Source organism: Clostridium sp. AM29-11AC, assembly GCF_003480545.1.
GTDB classification, from domain to species: Bacteria; Bacillota; Clostridia; order Lachnospirales; family Lachnospiraceae; genus Otoolea; species Otoolea saccharolyticum_A.
The window spans coordinates 1-15,500 of sequence record NZ_QUJI01000013.1 but is presented as its reverse complement, the minus strand read 5'-3'; the positions used below and the strand labels follow the sequence as shown (position 1 = coordinate 15,500).

The 15,500-nt window shown below is 48.6% G+C and carries 19 protein-coding genes and 1 pseudogene; 19 read left to right on the top strand and 1 reads right to left on the bottom strand.

The features are described 5' to 3' along the window. The first annotated feature begins 19 nt into the window (after positions 1-19). From DW757_RS10440 to DW757_RS10360, 17 genes and pseudogenes are all read left to right on the top strand, one after another. Positions 20-769: an SMI1/KNR4 family protein gene (locus DW757_RS10440; protein ID WP_118751660.1), complete on the top strand. Its 750-nt coding sequence runs from the start codon at positions 20-22 to the stop codon at positions 767-769. Positions 770-823: 54 nt separating this feature from the next. Beyond that, positions 824-1,375 (top strand): DUF4304 domain-containing protein, encoded by a 552-nt coding sequence (locus tag DW757_RS10435; RefSeq protein WP_118751659.1) that lies wholly within the window; start codon positions 824-826, stop codon positions 1,373-1,375. A gap of 51 nt (positions 1,376-1,426) precedes the next feature. Beyond that, positions 1,427-1,912 (top strand): DUF2262 domain-containing protein, encoded by a 486-nt coding sequence (locus DW757_RS10430; protein ID WP_021630239.1) that lies wholly within the window; start codon positions 1,427-1,429, stop codon positions 1,910-1,912. A 74-nt stretch (positions 1,913-1,986) separates the two neighbouring features. After that, on the top strand, positions 1,987-2,499 hold the full coding sequence (locus DW757_RS10425; RefSeq protein ID WP_118751658.1) for a hypothetical protein: 513 nt from the start codon (positions 1,987-1,989) through the stop codon (positions 2,497-2,499). 18 nt (positions 2,500-2,517) lie between these two features. Further along, positions 2,518-2,877, top strand: a complete 360-nt coding sequence (locus DW757_RS10420) for a hypothetical protein (RefSeq protein ID WP_087347283.1) — start codon at positions 2,518-2,520, stop codon at positions 2,875-2,877. Between the two features lie 51 nt (positions 2,878-2,928). Then, positions 2,929-3,285: a hypothetical protein gene (locus tag DW757_RS10415; RefSeq protein WP_118751657.1), complete on the top strand. Its 357-nt coding sequence runs from the start codon at positions 2,929-2,931 to the stop codon at positions 3,283-3,285. Further along, a complete protein-coding gene (locus tag DW757_RS10410) occupies positions 3,276-3,581 on the top strand; it encodes a barstar family protein (RefSeq protein WP_118751656.1) in 306 nt (101 codons plus the stop codon). The genes DW757_RS10415 and DW757_RS10410 overlap by 10 nt, the downstream gene beginning before the upstream one ends. Positions 3,582-3,605: 24 nt before the next feature. Further along, complete coding sequence (locus DW757_RS10405) at positions 3,606-4,385, top strand: hypothetical protein (RefSeq protein ID WP_118751655.1); 780 nt, start codon at positions 3,606-3,608, stop codon at positions 4,383-4,385. 28 nt (positions 4,386-4,413) lie between these two features. After that, positions 4,414-5,292: a DUF4261 domain-containing protein gene (locus DW757_RS10400; RefSeq protein ID WP_118751654.1), complete on the top strand. Its 879-nt coding sequence runs from the start codon at positions 4,414-4,416 to the stop codon at positions 5,290-5,292. A gap of 32 nt (positions 5,293-5,324) precedes the next feature. Then, positions 5,325-6,178, top strand: a pseudogene (locus DW757_RS18030) (WYL domain-containing protein); the annotation flags it as partial. A gap of 588 nt (positions 6,179-6,766) precedes the next feature. Continuing rightward, the gene (locus DW757_RS10390; protein ID WP_118751653.1) at positions 6,767-7,705 is read left to right on the top strand and encodes a hypothetical protein; all 939 of its coding nucleotides are present in this window, start codon (positions 6,767-6,769) and stop codon (positions 7,703-7,705) included. A gap of 465 nt (positions 7,706-8,170) precedes the next feature. Then, the gene (locus tag DW757_RS10385; protein ID WP_118751652.1) at positions 8,171-9,196 is read left to right on the top strand and encodes a DnaB-like helicase C-terminal domain-containing protein; all 1,026 of its coding nucleotides are present in this window, start codon (positions 8,171-8,173) and stop codon (positions 9,194-9,196) included. A gap of 139 nt (positions 9,197-9,335) precedes the next feature. Continuing rightward, complete coding sequence (locus tag DW757_RS10380) at positions 9,336-10,205, top strand: DUF5301 domain-containing protein (protein ID WP_118751651.1); 870 nt, start codon at positions 9,336-9,338, stop codon at positions 10,203-10,205. Between the two features lie 52 nt (positions 10,206-10,257). Further along, a complete protein-coding gene (locus tag DW757_RS10375; protein WP_182433289.1) occupies positions 10,258-10,665 on the top strand; it encodes a DUF3221 domain-containing protein in 408 nt (135 codons plus the stop codon). 147 nt (positions 10,666-10,812) lie between these two features. Further along, positions 10,813-11,079, top strand: coding sequence for a CPCC family cysteine-rich protein (locus tag DW757_RS10370; protein ID WP_118751650.1), 267 nt, complete (start codon positions 10,813-10,815; stop codon positions 11,077-11,079). Continuing rightward, on the top strand, positions 11,027-11,290 hold the full coding sequence (locus DW757_RS17695; protein WP_347559985.1) for a PF20097 family protein: 264 nt from the start codon (positions 11,027-11,029) through the stop codon (positions 11,288-11,290). The genes DW757_RS10370 and DW757_RS17695 overlap by 53 nt, the downstream gene beginning before the upstream one ends. Positions 11,291-11,347: 57 nt before the next feature. Continuing rightward, complete coding sequence (locus tag DW757_RS10360; protein ID WP_015574040.1) at positions 11,348-11,713, top strand: hypothetical protein; 366 nt, start codon at positions 11,348-11,350, stop codon at positions 11,711-11,713. Between the two features lie 83 nt (positions 11,714-11,796). On the opposite strand, the gene DW757_RS10355 is transcribed toward DW757_RS10360, so the two are convergent. After that, entirely contained in the window at positions 11,797-12,348 is a 552-nt protein-coding gene (locus DW757_RS10355) for an RNA 2'-phosphotransferase (RefSeq protein WP_347559983.1), read from the bottom strand. Positions 12,349-12,607: 259 nt separating this feature from the next. Between DW757_RS10355 and DW757_RS10350 the strand changes: the two genes are divergently transcribed. Further along, a complete protein-coding gene (locus DW757_RS10350; RefSeq protein ID WP_015574041.1) occupies positions 12,608-13,303 on the top strand; it encodes a metallophosphoesterase in 696 nt (231 codons plus the stop codon). Positions 13,304-13,485: 182 nt separating this feature from the next. Beyond that, positions 13,486-15,444: a sortase gene (locus DW757_RS10345; RefSeq protein ID WP_118751647.1), complete on the top strand. Its 1,959-nt coding sequence runs from the start codon at positions 13,486-13,488 to the stop codon at positions 15,442-15,444. Positions 15,445-15,500: the final 56 nt, after the last annotated feature.

The window sequence follows — 15,500 nt, the reverse complement described above, 5'->3', positions numbered from 1 at the left end:
AGAAAGAGCGTGGACACCTATGAACAAAGAATCATTGACTGAAAAACTCCTGGACTTGGTCGAAGGCCGGGAAACACCGGAAAGTTGGCGGAGCTGGTGGGACGAGCACGAAACGGAGTTGGAAGCTCTGCTCAATCGGGGTGAATTCCTGAAACTGAAGCCTTGCCGACATGGTTTTCAGTGGGTTCCGGTGTTTGGCAGCCAAAAGGGAGCCATCGCCATTCTGGAAAAGAGCGGCACAGCATTTGAGGCCAGCAATCTCTACCAGGAGCGGTATCTGGCGGAGCTGGATGCGTTCTGCAAGGAGCAGGAGCGAGTGCAGCGGGAAAAGCAAAAGGAATTCAAGGCCAGCCACCCAGAACTATTTGGCCGATACCCCAAGTTTTCCAAGGCATTGGCAAAGGTGCTGGACCCCACGGATAAGATCCAGCCTGCCGCCGCGGAGGAACAGATCAGGAATCAAGAAAGCGTGCTGGACTTCACGCTCCCGTCCCAGGTGCGGGAGTTTTTCCTGCTGACCGCAGGCATCAATGTATCCACAGGCGTGATCCTTACCCTTTCTGGGATGTTTGATCTGACCATCCATGGAGAGCGGTATTGTGTGCTGGGCGAGTTTTGGAAAGAAGCGGACGGCGACCAGCTCCTGTTCCGCCCCGGAGAGGAAACCATCTGGTACTACGCCCATGAGAAGGACAAGGTAAAACGCCTCTGCAACGATATGACAGAACTGCTGGAGAAGAAACTGGCGAGGTATCTCAATGAGCAATAAAAATAACGCGGCGGTTGAGAGTGGAACGGTAAATGAGTGAAGGAAGGTGGCAACATGGAGAGGATGGATTTCCCGAAGGGAACCAAGCCCCGCGAGATCTTCGTCTATACCTGTGAGCGGATCGCGGAGCCCTTGATCCCGCTGGGTTACAAATACCGCAAGAGCAAAAATGACATCTACAAAAAAGACGGCATCTTTGTGTTCTCCTTTTACTTTTCCCCCTCCATCCGCTTTGGCTCCACCACTTTTACTGCCTTCTTCGATGTGAGTTCCCCGGTGATTGCCCAGTGGCGCAGTGAGCAGGAAGGGACGGAGGATACCTATGATGGTATCGTGGGTACCTCCATCGCCCGACTGACCCGCCGGTATGATGACTTCCCCCGCTATGAGGTATCTACTCTGCTGGAGCGGGAACGCTCTATCCAGGAGATTTCCGGGCAGATCCAGGACTATGCACTACCGTTCTTTGCCCGGTTTTCCGACTTGTCGAAGCTGTTGGACGATGTGGAACGGGAAGGGTTCTTTCCCCATCGGAAGGGATTCGATGTTCCAAAGCGGAATCGGGAGTTCATCGAATGCTTCCGGAAGTATCTCCAAAAGCAGTAATCGAATGGGCTATCATACTGGACAATAAATTGGAACTTTTAGAGGTGTATTATGGGACTGTTTTTGAAGAAAAGGGTCGAAATGCCGGATAAAATCATTTTGGGGAATACGGAATTTGTATTTGACCGCAAACTCGGCTTTCATGTTGGAGAATGGACCGTATGGGATAGAAAGACTAAAATTCTCCTTGAGTTTCAGAGCACAGAGGGAAATATAGGCGATATCGTTTTGGAAAAGGTAAATTGGGTCAATGACCATAAAGATACCATTATCCGAGCATTTTTGGATGAGAACGATGACTGTATAGACGTCGTGAATGAAATGATCGAAGATGGAACGCTGGAAGCAGATGGGAAGATTTCAGAAGATGAGTTTGTAAAAGCACTATTCGTAAACAATGTAACAATATTTGTAAATGGAAGTGAAACTGGCTTTTACATCGATTTGGATGCGGAACCCGACTATTTCATGGGACATTTAGTTTGTATCGAGGTCGACTGCAAATATAAAATTGAAGTCGGCGGATTCAACGGATAACACTTCAAACACAAAAGGCAAATTCTGCGGAAAGGGCAACGCCCGCAACGACATCAGAAAGGAAACAAGTACCTATGTCAACCTGGAACGGAATCCGAAACAAACTGGAGAATGACTACCTGTGCCCGGCGCTCCGGGGCCGCATCCAGTATTTTGCCACCAGTTACTGGGAAAGCCATGACCAAACAGGCCGGGCGGCCATTCGACTGGACGGCGTGGAGGTGCTGCGAAGTAACTACTACGCTTATGAACAGAACTACTGGAACAGATATCAGGCCCTGCGGCGGGAGGGTGTCGGAGAGGACGACCCGAAGGCCCCCTTCCGGATGGCCCATGAAGGGACGCTGAACGACGCCTGTTTTGACAACATTTTTTTCTATGAGGCATTTCACGAATTTGACAACCAGAGCATCGAGAAAAGCCTTACCAGCGAGAATCCGCTTGTCCGTGTCTTTGCCCTTCTGGACCGCAGGCTGGGAAAGCGCCGCCTGCTGGCTTTGGAGGACTCCATGGAGCAGGGGCTGGACTGGGTGCGGGCCTTCTATGTGATCCGGATGCAGGCAGAAGGGCTGATGGAAAAAGAATAACATACAGGAGGAACCACCATGTCACAGATCGCATCCTTTTATCTACTCAAAGACGGCCAGCGGCAGGAACTGTCCAACGGTGACTGCTCCGGCGCGGTCTATATGGCCATCTGGGATTGGTGTGAGAGCGAGCTGGATCTGGATGTCCGTTTTCCTGCTCCCCAGGCGGAGGACACCCTGGACTGCGCTCTGCTGAAGGGAGAGTTGGCGTCTAATGTGCTGGCAGCCCTGCGGGAGCAGGACCTCCCGGAGCTGGCCGCTGAAATTGCCCCAGACTGGGATCTGCCCACCGAGGCGGTGCAAAGCGGGCTTGAAACGCTGCGCTCCCATCTGGAACTGGTGCGGGGCGACATTGCCCTACTGTATGAAATGACTTGACGAGACTATGCCCAAGCCAAGGATGCAGGTTAAGAAACGGAGAGAAATACCATGGTGAGAGATGGACTTGTGTTCAAAGATGAGGATGGTCAGGTCATATTCAACCAGTACAGCTTCTGCGAATTGGTGAAGCGCCTGCTGGTGGAACTGGTGGGGATCTCCTATGAGGAAGCCTCCCAGATCGTGGAACGCTCACCGCTGGCAGAGCCAGTGACCGATGCCTTGGGAGTGGCGATATTCAGCCATGACTTGCCTTATTACTGGGCTATGTTTTTTTACTATGGGAACGGTTACTGGTTGGGGGACAAGGGTATTCCAGCGCAGCCAGAGGATATGGATGCCTATGAAACTCTGGAAAATAAGATCATGGAGAAATACCACTTAAAGGAGCCGTTTATATGGACATAAGAGAGGTGTTCACCATCGACGGCCGCCGCTTTTCTAACATGGCCGGGTTTTATGACGAGGTGGAGCGGGTATTTACATTCGGTTTGGACTGGAAGATCGGTCGGAACCTGAACGCTTTCAACGATATTCTCCGGGGCGGTTTTGGGCGGCATGAGCATGGACAACCCATCCACATCCAGTGGCTGGCCTATGAAAAAAGCGTTCGTAATCTCGGGAAAGAGACTATGGACACCATTGTGGAAATCATTTTGGATACGGACCATTCCGGGCACGACTGTACCCTGGAACGGCTTTGACCAAGCAAAAAAGGAGGCATCACTATGGGACTTGACATCTACGCCGGAACATTGACCCGGTACTATTCTCACAACTGGAAAACTGTTGTTCAGCAGTGGGCGGAAGAAAATGGATGGGGCTTTCAAAAAATCACGCCGGATGGAGGAGCTGCTGATAACGAGGAAGAAATGTCCCCGGCTGAGGTCCAGGCGGCGGTGGAGAACTGGCGGGATCAAATCTTGAGCGCCATTTCTCAGCCGGGCCAGCCCCCCTACACCCCCTGGCCCGAGGACAATGAGAAGCCCTATTACACCGACAAGCCGGATTGGGACGCCTTCGGCGCTATGCTGCTGGTGGCCGCCTGCCATACATACGATGAGCCGGTGCCTTCCACCGTGGAGAAAGGCTGGAACTTCGGGGAGCATCCTCTGGTCGCCCGTCTTGCATCGGACGAGGAGCGGGTGTGGTCCTTGTTCCGCGGAGTTACCTGGTGGCTGCCTCTGGCGGATGCCTTCTTCTTCCAGGCGCCTCTGCCCACCGATAATCAGGCGATGATCGCCACCCTGGGCGGACTGCGGAAGGAGCTGGAAAAACTAAACCAGCTGGCATGGCAGGCCGATGAGGATGCCATCCTTGATTGGGCAGACACTGAGGGATACCCGATAGATGGAACCATAGGCCCGGATGGACAGTACAGCAAGGCGGACATCCCGGAACACACCCAGTATGACACCCAATCCCTGGCCAAGTTTGCCTTCTCCATGTTCTGGAGTGCCATGCGGTTTGCCGAGGAACAGCAGGTGCCCATCCTGCTTGATTATTAAAGAGGATTTGTCAGGAGGTGGAGACCAAATGAGTAATAAAGTATTCCAGCAAAACCTGGATGACAAAAAAGGCCCCCAGCCCGGAGGCCCCTATCTCATACAAATGCTGTTCAAAGAACCGGTGCCCATGCCGGACAAAGAGAAAATGACTGCCGTAATGGTGAAACACATCGGAGCAACAGAGTGCTTCTGTTATGATAAAAAAATGGCTGGCTTTGCCGCTCTGGATCATATAGCGGAATTTCAGGACGGCAAGTGCCCGGTACAGCTGATGGTGATGAAATGCGACAAGTTCAAGGGCAAAGGCTTTGATGCCTTTTTGTTGAGTCAGATGTGGGACTGCCAGGAGGACCGAGAGCGGATTTTCCGGGAGTGCCGGTATCAGGTGGTGGCCACTGATATGCTGGCTGCGGCGCTTCCGGCGCTGGAGCGGGCCAACCTGGACGCCGACTTCTTGGAGGCTCTGGCGGAGCTGTACCCCTCATGCGAAGCATTCTATTTCCAGAACTGCGGCAAGCTGTTTCTGGCAGAGGATGTGCGCTCCCATCAGATTGAGGGCCCGGATCGGTTCATCCGCTTTGGCGTCAATGTCCGATTCTTCAACATTGAGGGTACGGAGGATATGCTCATCGACACGGTGGGCATGAGCACCCTGTTTTTGCCGGATCTCCAGTACCACTTCCACGACATGGACCCAAATTGGGTGGTAAACCATGCCTATAATGTGGCGTCCTACATTCTGGAACATGATAACCCCATTAAGGATGGTGAAACCATAGACGGCGTGGCGGATGGCCAGATGTGTCGGGAGATTCAGTGGAAGTGCCAATATGAGGATGCCCTGATCCAGCCACCCAGAGGGGTGCTGGACATCAACATGGGGAAAAATGCTTCGGGAGGACGCTGACTTTTTATCATACCAGCAAAGGAGGGGGAACTATGCAAAGCCAAGGCAATATCAGAGTTGTTGAAATGCTTCGCTATCTTTATCAGCATACAGATGAAAACCATCCTGCTACTGTTACAGACATTACTGCTTACTTGAAAGAATGAGGCATTCAGGCAGTGCGCTAAACGGTCTATGCTGATTTGAACGCTTTGATTACGGCTAGGTTTGATATTGTGATAGTCAAAAGTACACAAAATCAGTATTTCATTGGAAGCAGGCTTTTTGAATACCCGGAATTAAAAATGATGGCGAATGCGGTGGCTTCTTCTAAAATTATTTCTGCGAAAAAATCGGAGGCGCTGGTACAGAAGCTGGGGTGTTTGACGAGTATCCATCAGGCAGAACAGCTCAAGGGGCTCGCCAGCTTATCCAGCCGCGTAAAACCAGGAAATGAAAAAGTTTAATACATAATCGACAGTATTTATTCTGCTATCTTGGAGCATCGTCAAATCGAATTCCAATACTATGAATACACTCAGACAAAAGAAAAAATCCTGAAACGTGACCATTATACTTGATTGGCTACTCACATAAGCATAACAGAGTCGCCCACTTCCGTGTAGATCGTCTGGCAGGCTTTGAGGCCTCAACAACAGGGGTTGCTCAGCTTGAAAATTTTGATGTAGCTCCATACACCAATATAATGATTGATATGTTTGCATCGGAAGGTACACTGGATGTTGAGTTGCTGTGTGATAATGAGCTTATGCGCGTTATCATTGACCATTACGGAGAGAATGTCCCTGGGCCAACCTATGATAAGGATCGCTTTATAGCAACAATCAAAGTAAACCCAAGCGGCACATTCTATGGATGGGTATTTAAGTTTATGGGGAAGATCGAGTATGGAAAGGAACTCATATTTGCCGTTATCAAATTTATTTTGGCAATCAGTAAAAATATCTGCCAAAGAAAGCTGTTTGTATGTTATCATATAGGTACAACTCCTTTCTGGCGGATGGTGGATTGTTTTTGGACAACTCAATTTTACCACAAATCAGTGAGGAGTTATTTTATTTGGGAAAAGAATCCCGTATTTATGCGGGGTCTGGCGTTTTGCAAACGCTTATTATACGAAAGCTAAAAAGGAGTTGGAGGAAATTCGTGCCGAGCTGCAAGCGGAACGTGAGACGATGACAGAAGAAGAGCGCCAGGCTGAGAAGCAGGAGAATGAGATTAGCTGGAAGAAACTGATGGATCGAATGAAATTGGAACAGCAGTGGTGTAAAAAAGTTAGAGTTTGACCTTTTTGATGAAATGGTAATTTAAGCTGTGCACCAGTCATAAAACAATAAAACAAGAAATGCAGGAAAAAAGAGCAGGCGAAGCGACTAATTTCGTCTGCTTTTTATTTTTTTGAAAGAAAAAACCAATTTTGGCTTTATCGCGCCCACCATTATAGGTAGAAAGACTAAACATGAGGAGGATCAACATGGGCGGATCGATAAAAGTCAAAAAGGAATGCATGAATAACTGTAAGGTGGCAAATATGCTGACTGTTAACAAGGGGCTGGCGGAAAAACAGATGATCCGGGTTTCCACCCTTCCCAGCCGGAAGGTCGTAACTCTGGTCAATCTGTGCCATGACAAAAACATACAGCTGTCATGCAATGATATTTCTCCGTATGATATGGCTGTCATGGATGCGTTCTATACGCTGTATAAAAGCGGATACCAGACATTTTCACTGCAGACCGTCATCCGGGTCATGTCCGGCAACATGGACCAGGACATTACGGCACAAAAAATCGCCAGGCTGAAGGAAAGCGTGGAGAAACTGCGGCTTATCCTGATTACGATTGACTGTACGAATGAGCTGAGGGCCAGAAAATTAATCGAAAAGAATGAAACAGCAAAGTACCGGAGCTATTTCCTGCCGGTATCAAGCGTGGAAATACAGTCCGGCAATCAGACGGTTGTGGAAGGGTACAGGCTGCTGGAATTGCCCGCACTTTATGCATATGCCGAAAGAATAAAGCAGATGATTAGTGTCCCGATCGAGCTGTTAGCTTCTACGGGAGGGTTCCTGCCGGATACGGATGAGAATGTTATCCTGAAGCGGTATCTGCTGAAGCGGATTGCCCGGATGAAAAAGGAAAAAGCCACGGTCTACAGCCGTCGTATCCGTTATGAGTGGTATGACAGGAAAACCCAGCGTGAGAAGGGGATGTTTGCCGAATTGGGATACAGAGAGGAGGATTTCGCGTCAAGATCCTCCTGGCTTAACAAACGGGCCAAAGTACATAAGGCAGTCAAACAGATACTGGATGCCTTCCGGCAGGCCGGTTACATTGCGGGATATTCGGAAACCAGGGAAGGAAATGCTATTACAGGGGTGGAAATCCTGTTGGGAGAGACCACCGAAAAGTGATGATTGAACCACCGAAAAGTGGTGATTAGACCACCGAAAAGTGGTGATTCCCGCAAAGAACGTAATGGGGCAATTTTGCTGATAAAATAAGGGTTTTCCGGGTACCGGTTTTTGGGATGTAGTTACCAGTAGGTAACTGTAGGTAACTGCAGGGCCTGCGGCTCCGTCCGGGCACGGGAGCCCGACTGCGCCTTGGCCCTTGTGCTCCGGCGGCGGTATTGGTGAGGGCGTGAGGAAATGGATAGCCTGGGCCGTAAATGCGGTGCGCTGCCGAATCTGCCGGGCGGGCGTATTATCCAACATAAGGGATCATGGCCGCCAACTGCTTATAAAACGAAGTAAAACCATGGGGTTCTGGTACGGAGGCGGGTGCGTGTTGCATCCACGCCCCTGACCGCCTCCTAAGCCGGACGCATTGGAAGGCACGACGGCCGTTTTTATAAAATGTAAGAAGGAGATGACCATATGACTAACGATGACTTAACTGTTTTCCGGGAACGGAATACGCGGAAGCGTCTGTCTAATGTGGCAGCGCTGATTGGGAAGGCGGATGACGCCGTATTTGAAGCCTGCCGCCCGACCGGATACGCGGAACTGGACAGGTGCCTTGGAGGCGGACTGACTGCCGGCCTTCACTGCCTTGGCGCAGTTCCGTCCCTGGGAAAATCAACCTATGTGATGCAGATGGCGGAACAAATGGCAGCAAGGGGAACCCATGTGATTGTGTTTTCCCTGGAAATGCAGTCCGTGGATCTGGCGGCAAAGGCTGTCAGCAGGCAGCTTTACATGGATTGGCACGAAACTTCCGCCGGATTGTTAAGGACATCCGGTGAGCTGAGAAACCGTACGGCTTTCATGAAGCTTACGGACCGTGAATGGATGGCCGTAGCAGAAGCCGCTGGGAAAGTGGAAAAACGCAGCTGTACCATTACGGTGGAAGAATGCGGGGCCAAGGCATGGACTGCGGCGGACATCGCACAGTATGTGGAAAATTATATAGCCGCATTTGGGGTTGTTCCGGTGGTCATCGTGGACTACCTGCAGATCCTTGCCGCACCGGAAGGAAAAGGCAGCCTCACCGACAAACAGGCAGTAGATGAAAGTCTGCGGGTGCTTAAGTCCCTGAGTGATTCCAGGGCACTGCCGGTTGTCCTGATCAGCAGCCTCAACCGGGAAAGCTACGACCAGCCGGTATCCCTCCGATCGTATAAGGACACTGGGAGCATTGAATATTCCTGTGATACCGTTCTGGGAATGCAGTACAGGGGTGTCGGAGCCAGGGACTTTGACGTTTTTCAGGCGCAGGGGCAGAACCCGCGGGAACTGGAGGTCTGCGTACTGAAGCAGAGATACGGAGCTGTCGGGATCCGTATCCCTTACCGATTCTATCCCGCTTATAGCTGCTTTGAGGAACTTCCGCCTGCGCGGAGTGGAAAGCCGCCAAAGGGTTCCAAAAAGCAAATACAGGATGACGGGATACTGGAAGTTTAAGTGCCGTGGATCGCTGTCATGTAATCGGAGATTTTAATAAAATGTAAGGCATAAGTAATACACGGAGTGCCGGAATATGATATAGTTTTATTAAAGAAACCGGATGTTGTAGACTGCATTGTAGGTAGAGGTGGGCATTATGGGCCATGGATTAAAAAAGGGAGTTATCGGAATGATGTGGATGGTTTACGCGGCGGTAATCTCCGCCTGCAGTCCGTCTCCCGCGGTGGAATCTGCCATGCTGCCGCCGGAGGAACAGGTGCGGACGGTTTCCGTGGAACGGGACGGAGTGGCTACGGACTGTGAGAACCGGGAACAGATCGGCGAACTGATTTCCATTCTGGCGGACATGGAACCAACAAACCTGCAGTCTGTGCAGGATGTCCCGCAGGCGGATGCATATACATCCATTCATTTTGAAGATACCGAAGGCCGTGTTTACACGATTTTCCATTACGAAATGAACGGCACGGATTATGTGGAGCAGTCCTACCAGGAGATCTACAAGCCGGCTCCAGCCCTTGGCGAGCTTTTGGGCAGCATGCTGAAATCCGGGGAAGCGCCGCTAAATGACAGGATTCCGATGGTTATGGCAGACGGGGCGATGTATTATGACACCGGAAGGGAAAGCACGGTTACGGACCGCTGCGGCGTCATGGACGGCGAGATCACATCTGCGGTGGACCGGACGGAAGTGCCGTCTGAAAACAACCAGTCTAATTTCGGCGCTGGGTATGGATATCAGTGGGGGCCGGAGGAAGGAACCCTGGAAGTATGCATGGATGGTAAATGGCTGGTATTTGAGCGGCGGTACGTGGATAACAACCGGGTTTATTTTGCGGGAAGATGGCATGATAAAAGCGGACTGTCGGAAGATACCCTCCGGTGGCTTGCGTGGTATAACGATTTAAGCAAAGAAGAGCAGGCGTGCATCAGTGCCGTCCCGGCGGATCTGCTGGATGAAAGCGGAATTTCCGGGGCAGAGGAAACGGATGCGAAGGCGGATTGATTGTTTTTATCTGCACGAATGCCATGATGGGGAAAGTAAAAACGGAGTGTGTATGATGAATGGGAAAATAGCGGTGCGACATGCCGCGGCAGCAGTTTTAATGATTTTTATTGCTGCCGGAGCATATCTGTTCGGATATAAGACAGCGTATGACCGGATAGAAGAAGCGGCAGGAAGTTACGGAACCGAAACGTTCTATGCGGTTATTACCGATATTTCAGATAGTTCCATAGCGGTTCAGGGCATGGAGATCAATGATATTAATTTCAGGGGAAGATTTACCTTTCCCATAATGGCGGAGACCTCTTATCTGTGGCGGGGGACGAGAATCAGCCCCAAAGACCTGGAAGAGGGTGATAATATTTCGATTACCTTTACGGGACTGGTACAGGAAACATCTCCCGCCGGGATCCTGGAAGTCTTGAAGGTGCAGCTGCTGGATGATGATTTTGAGGGCTGATGTCTGTTAAAGGGAGCGGGACTCTATGTGGAATAAACTCAATACATTTTTAAACTGCCAGATCGGGGCTTTTATTGGAGTGCTTTTAAGACGAATAAGAATATGATATATTTCTAATTTGCAAAAGGAGAGAGGGAAAAATATAGAATGAAAAAATATCAATGTCCTTGTTGTGGATATTTTACCTACAATGTTCCAGCAAATGAAGATTGCGGATATATTTGCCCCGTTTGTTTTTGGGAGAATGACCCGTTCATTACTTCTGATAATGAGCCAAGCGACTCTAATCATGGAATAACACTAAAAGAAGCAAAATCCAATTTCTCACAATTTGGTGCATGTGAAAAAGATATGTTATGCCATGTTCGATCGCCAAGAGATGATGAAAGGAGCAGCGCTGATGAAATGTCCTAAGTGCGGAAAAGATATGAAATCGGGCTATTTACAGACAACGAAGATTGTCGCATTTAACAAAAGAAAACATAAAATTTCGTTAAATCCTGAATGTGAGGATGATGTCATGATTGCCCGAAAGGCATTTACGGGAACAGACTTTCCAGGCTTTATCTGTAAAGAGTGCGGCCTGATTTTGTTCGATTATAAGAATGATACATTTCGCCTCTGAATTTCCATTTACTTGGGGATAAAACGGTTCACAAATTAGACATTCTGGAGGAATCATATGAAAAAGAGAATAGAAATTCTTTTGATCATGTTTTGCCTGCTCAGTTTCAGCGGCTGTACATACAATAATGAAGAATTGACTCCGACCGGTTATCCGTCTGACGAGGTGCAGCGCCCGCAAATTATGTATAATGGCGTAATTTATTTCTATACAGCGGATGGATTTGATCACCCACTCCCAGATGGTTATGAGCAGGTTGGCGAAGTAAAAGAAGTAGATAACAGACAGGAACCTGTGGAGGATTGGTGCGGCAGCCGTGTTGAGGTGGGGCAGAAAATATATGTTTCCAATGATACAGCCACAATTTATGTGGAGTATGAGACGGGATATGCAGAATTTGACGCTGCTTCCGACTTAGAGTGATAATTAATAAATCGGAATCATAGCATATTGGAACTAAGAGGTGCGGGAGCTGCGTGGATACTCCCGCATTTTTTGATAACTGTTTATACTTCCTGCGGAAGTCTTTGAAGAAATTCCACGGGAACTTCTTTTGTCAGCCATACACCGTTCGCGGAAAGATAGAAGGCGTAACCGGCCTGTGCCATACGCCTGGCGGCAACCTGATAGACAACAGGCTTTCCATGCCGCTTCCCTACGGCAATGGCCGTATCCATATCTTTGGAGAGGTGGACGTAAAGCCGGCTTTTGGGGATCAGGCCGATTTCCTCAATAGAAGCGGTATATTTCTCCCCGGTACCGTGCCAGAGAATCTCAGGCGGCATGGCCTGCGTCAGATCTGCATCCACGGGAATGGAGTGGCCCTGGCTGGCCCGGATCAATGTATGGTCTTCATTGTAAGCATAGCGTTGTTTGCTGTCGGTGCGGACGATTTCGTCCAGCAGTTCCCTGGAGAAGGCAGGTTCCTTGGTTTCCCTGATCCCCTGGATCAGCGCATTTACGTCGGCCCACCCGTGTTCGTCCAGGGTAATGCCGATGACTTCCGGCTTATGGCGCAGGATCAGGCTGATATAGCGGCTGATGGCAGTCAAATTCACGGTGATCACTTCCTTCCGATTGATTCTATATGGGTATTCTACCCGGCAATGGACCTAAAATCAAGTATTGTGAAGTACTCCGGTACCTATGAATCCACAGCGACAATTCAACCTGCGGTTCAATGTATTTTTCTGCTGCCTGTAGTATAATGATGGTACTTACCAGGCTGCAGAAGATAAGGCATTTGACCTGTTTTCAAAATGGTTTTACAGCCTGTGGGATTAGAGGATGGCTGAGCAGATGGGAGGCGGCGATAGAATGGCGGTATATATTACAGGAGATACTCACGGGGATTTCCGGCGGATCGGAGACTTCTGTTTCTCCATGGGGACAAAGCGGGATGATGTCATGATCGTGTTGGGGGATGCGGGATTGAATTACTTTGGCGATGAACGGGACACTGCCAGAAAAACAGGCGTATCCCGTACCCGGATGACCTATCTGATGATACACGGCAACCATGAAATGCGGCCGGAGACACTGGACGGGTACAGACTGATCCAGTGGAACGGCGGAATGATATATCAGGAAGAACGATTCCCAAATCTGCTGTTTGCAAAGGATGGGGAGATTTACCGGCTTGGCGGAAAGGATGTGCTGGTCGTCGGCGGAGCTTACAGCGTGGACAAGGAATACCGTCTGCGGATGGGATACCGCTGGTTTTCGGACGAACAGCCTTCCGGCGAGATTAAGGAATATGTGAAGCAGCAGTTGGATCGAGTTGGCTGGAAGGTAGACGTGGTGCTGTCCCATACCTGTCCCCGCAAATATGAGCCGGTGGAACATTTCCTGCCGGGGATTGACCAGTCAAAAGTGGATAAATCAACGGAAAATTGGCTTGACATGATTGAGGACAGATTGGATTATAAGGAATGGTACTGCGGGCACTGGCATATCAACAAGCGGATCAATAAGCTGACATTCCTCTTTCATGACATACGGCTGTTTAACTGAAAATTTAAAAGGCCCATGCGGTGCAGACCAATGAGCATACATTGTGAAACAATAATAAAAATGAATGAAAATATAGACGGAATAGCGGCTAAATAAAAATTTTTTGCTGCTGTGGGCAATATCTTAGTTTCAAGTTCCATAATTGACGTATAGAAATATGAAGATAGGAGGAGCTTGAAGCCATGAAAAGAAAAATTCACTTAATGTTTTTATTGGTAACCTGCGGTGCAATGGGTGTGTTGTCCGGATGCGGCATGCTTTCCGCACCATTGTCTGAGGATCCATGGGAGAACGGGATCATGGAGTCCATCGGTTTGGCAGACATGCCGCAGCCAAACGAAAATTTTCAAGTAAGCTGTCAGACTTCTGAAGAGGATGATATCGACAGTGTGACCGGGGAGCAATATACGGAGCATAAATGGAAGATATCCTTTTCGGAACTGCCATATGAAAATTATCTGGCGGAATTGTACACATATCTGGCGGACAGATGTGAGCCTCTGTATGATGAGAACTGCCAGGAACTGGAAGAAATCCCATATGCGGACCAGATGAGCAATAATTTAATGCGGGAAGCGGAAAATCTATATGGGAGAGATCATACGGTGCCATCCTGCATCCATTTAAACCAATATACCCCCATGGTATATGAGTACGATAATCAGATTTACCTGATTTATCCGAGACAAAATTATGATGAAGAAACGATTGAGGCAAGGGAGAATGCTTCAGAGACCATAAAGGATCTGATCCCTCTGCCGCTTGAAATCGAAACCGGCGATTTGATTCCCGCACCGTTTACCATTGATATCATACGGGTTGATGACTCGGATCCGGATAATGTCGTTGCAAATAGTCTGGATTCGGACGATGAAGGCTTAAGTGGTGTTTCCGCTGCAGAGAATGCGGATATTTTGAGTAACAATCTCAATGAATTTGGGGAGACAGACGCGGATACAGATACCTTGCTGACAGAAGAGACATATAAGGTCCCTGAATTTTTGCGGACCCTAATGAATGACAATGGATCTGTCATTGGATGGCTTGTGATAAATGGTACGAATGTGAATTATCCCATTGTTCAGAATACAGCCGATAATGAATTTTTCTTTTATCACGACATCAATGGGCAAGAGAGTATTTCCGGCTCCATTTATCTGGATTCCGTCCATAGTATCAATGAGTACGGACTGCATACCGTTTATGGCCGGGAGCAAGCAGATGGCTCTATGTTTGCGGATATTGCGGACTATATGGATCCGGATTATTTTGAGAAACATCAATCCATTGTTATCTATACGGGAGAGAAGAAGATTGAACTGACCCCGGTATATTGTTATACGGATTCGGCCGATCGCACTTACAGTACCGCAATCGATTCTCAGGATGAATTAGAAAATTTTCTGTATGAAAAGACAGGGCAGCATATACCTGCCGGAAATACTTTTATTTTTACTGCCTGCCCGGATATCCAAACAGGGGAAAGAACATATCTTGTTTTAACTGATCGTGATTCTTGGGCCACGAAAAAGGCAGTGGAAGAAATTTCCCTTGTCGGCACGGCCATTTCAAACAATAAGATAGAATTTTTTGTGACAGAGGAACTTGCAGAAAATATGACTGATGGAGAGCAGGTAGATGCTGAAAAAAACGGAATCCGATACCAAGGTAAGATTCTGCATACGGATCAAGCTCCGAGCTCGACAACAGGCCTTTACAGGGTAGAAGCCGACGTGGATTTGAAAAATGAAGTAAAAACAGGCTCTGCCGTAAAAGTCAGTTTGGACACAGACATCAGTACAATTGGAAGAGAAACGGAAGCGGATCCGTGGGAAAGCGGAATGCTTGAAGCCATAGGTTTGGGGGATATGCCGCAGCCTGATGCTTCAAATACAGTTCGCTGGGAGCTATATGAAGATAAAAGACATAACCCTTTGAAGGAAACGGAGTATATTTATAGAAATCTGACGCTGATGTTTTTGCAGGAATGGACTGAGGATTATTACGATAAATTGCAGGACTATTTTCTGGATAAAAATGCTTACATATTTGGATGTGAAACCTCTGTGAATGAGGCTGGAGAATATCAGTATGCGTATGTTCTAACAAATGAACTTGAAACGGTTAAGGAATCTCCATAGGTAGTGTAAAAAAGTTTGTGTCTTTGGAAGAAAATGACTCCTTTTTGGTAAGAATT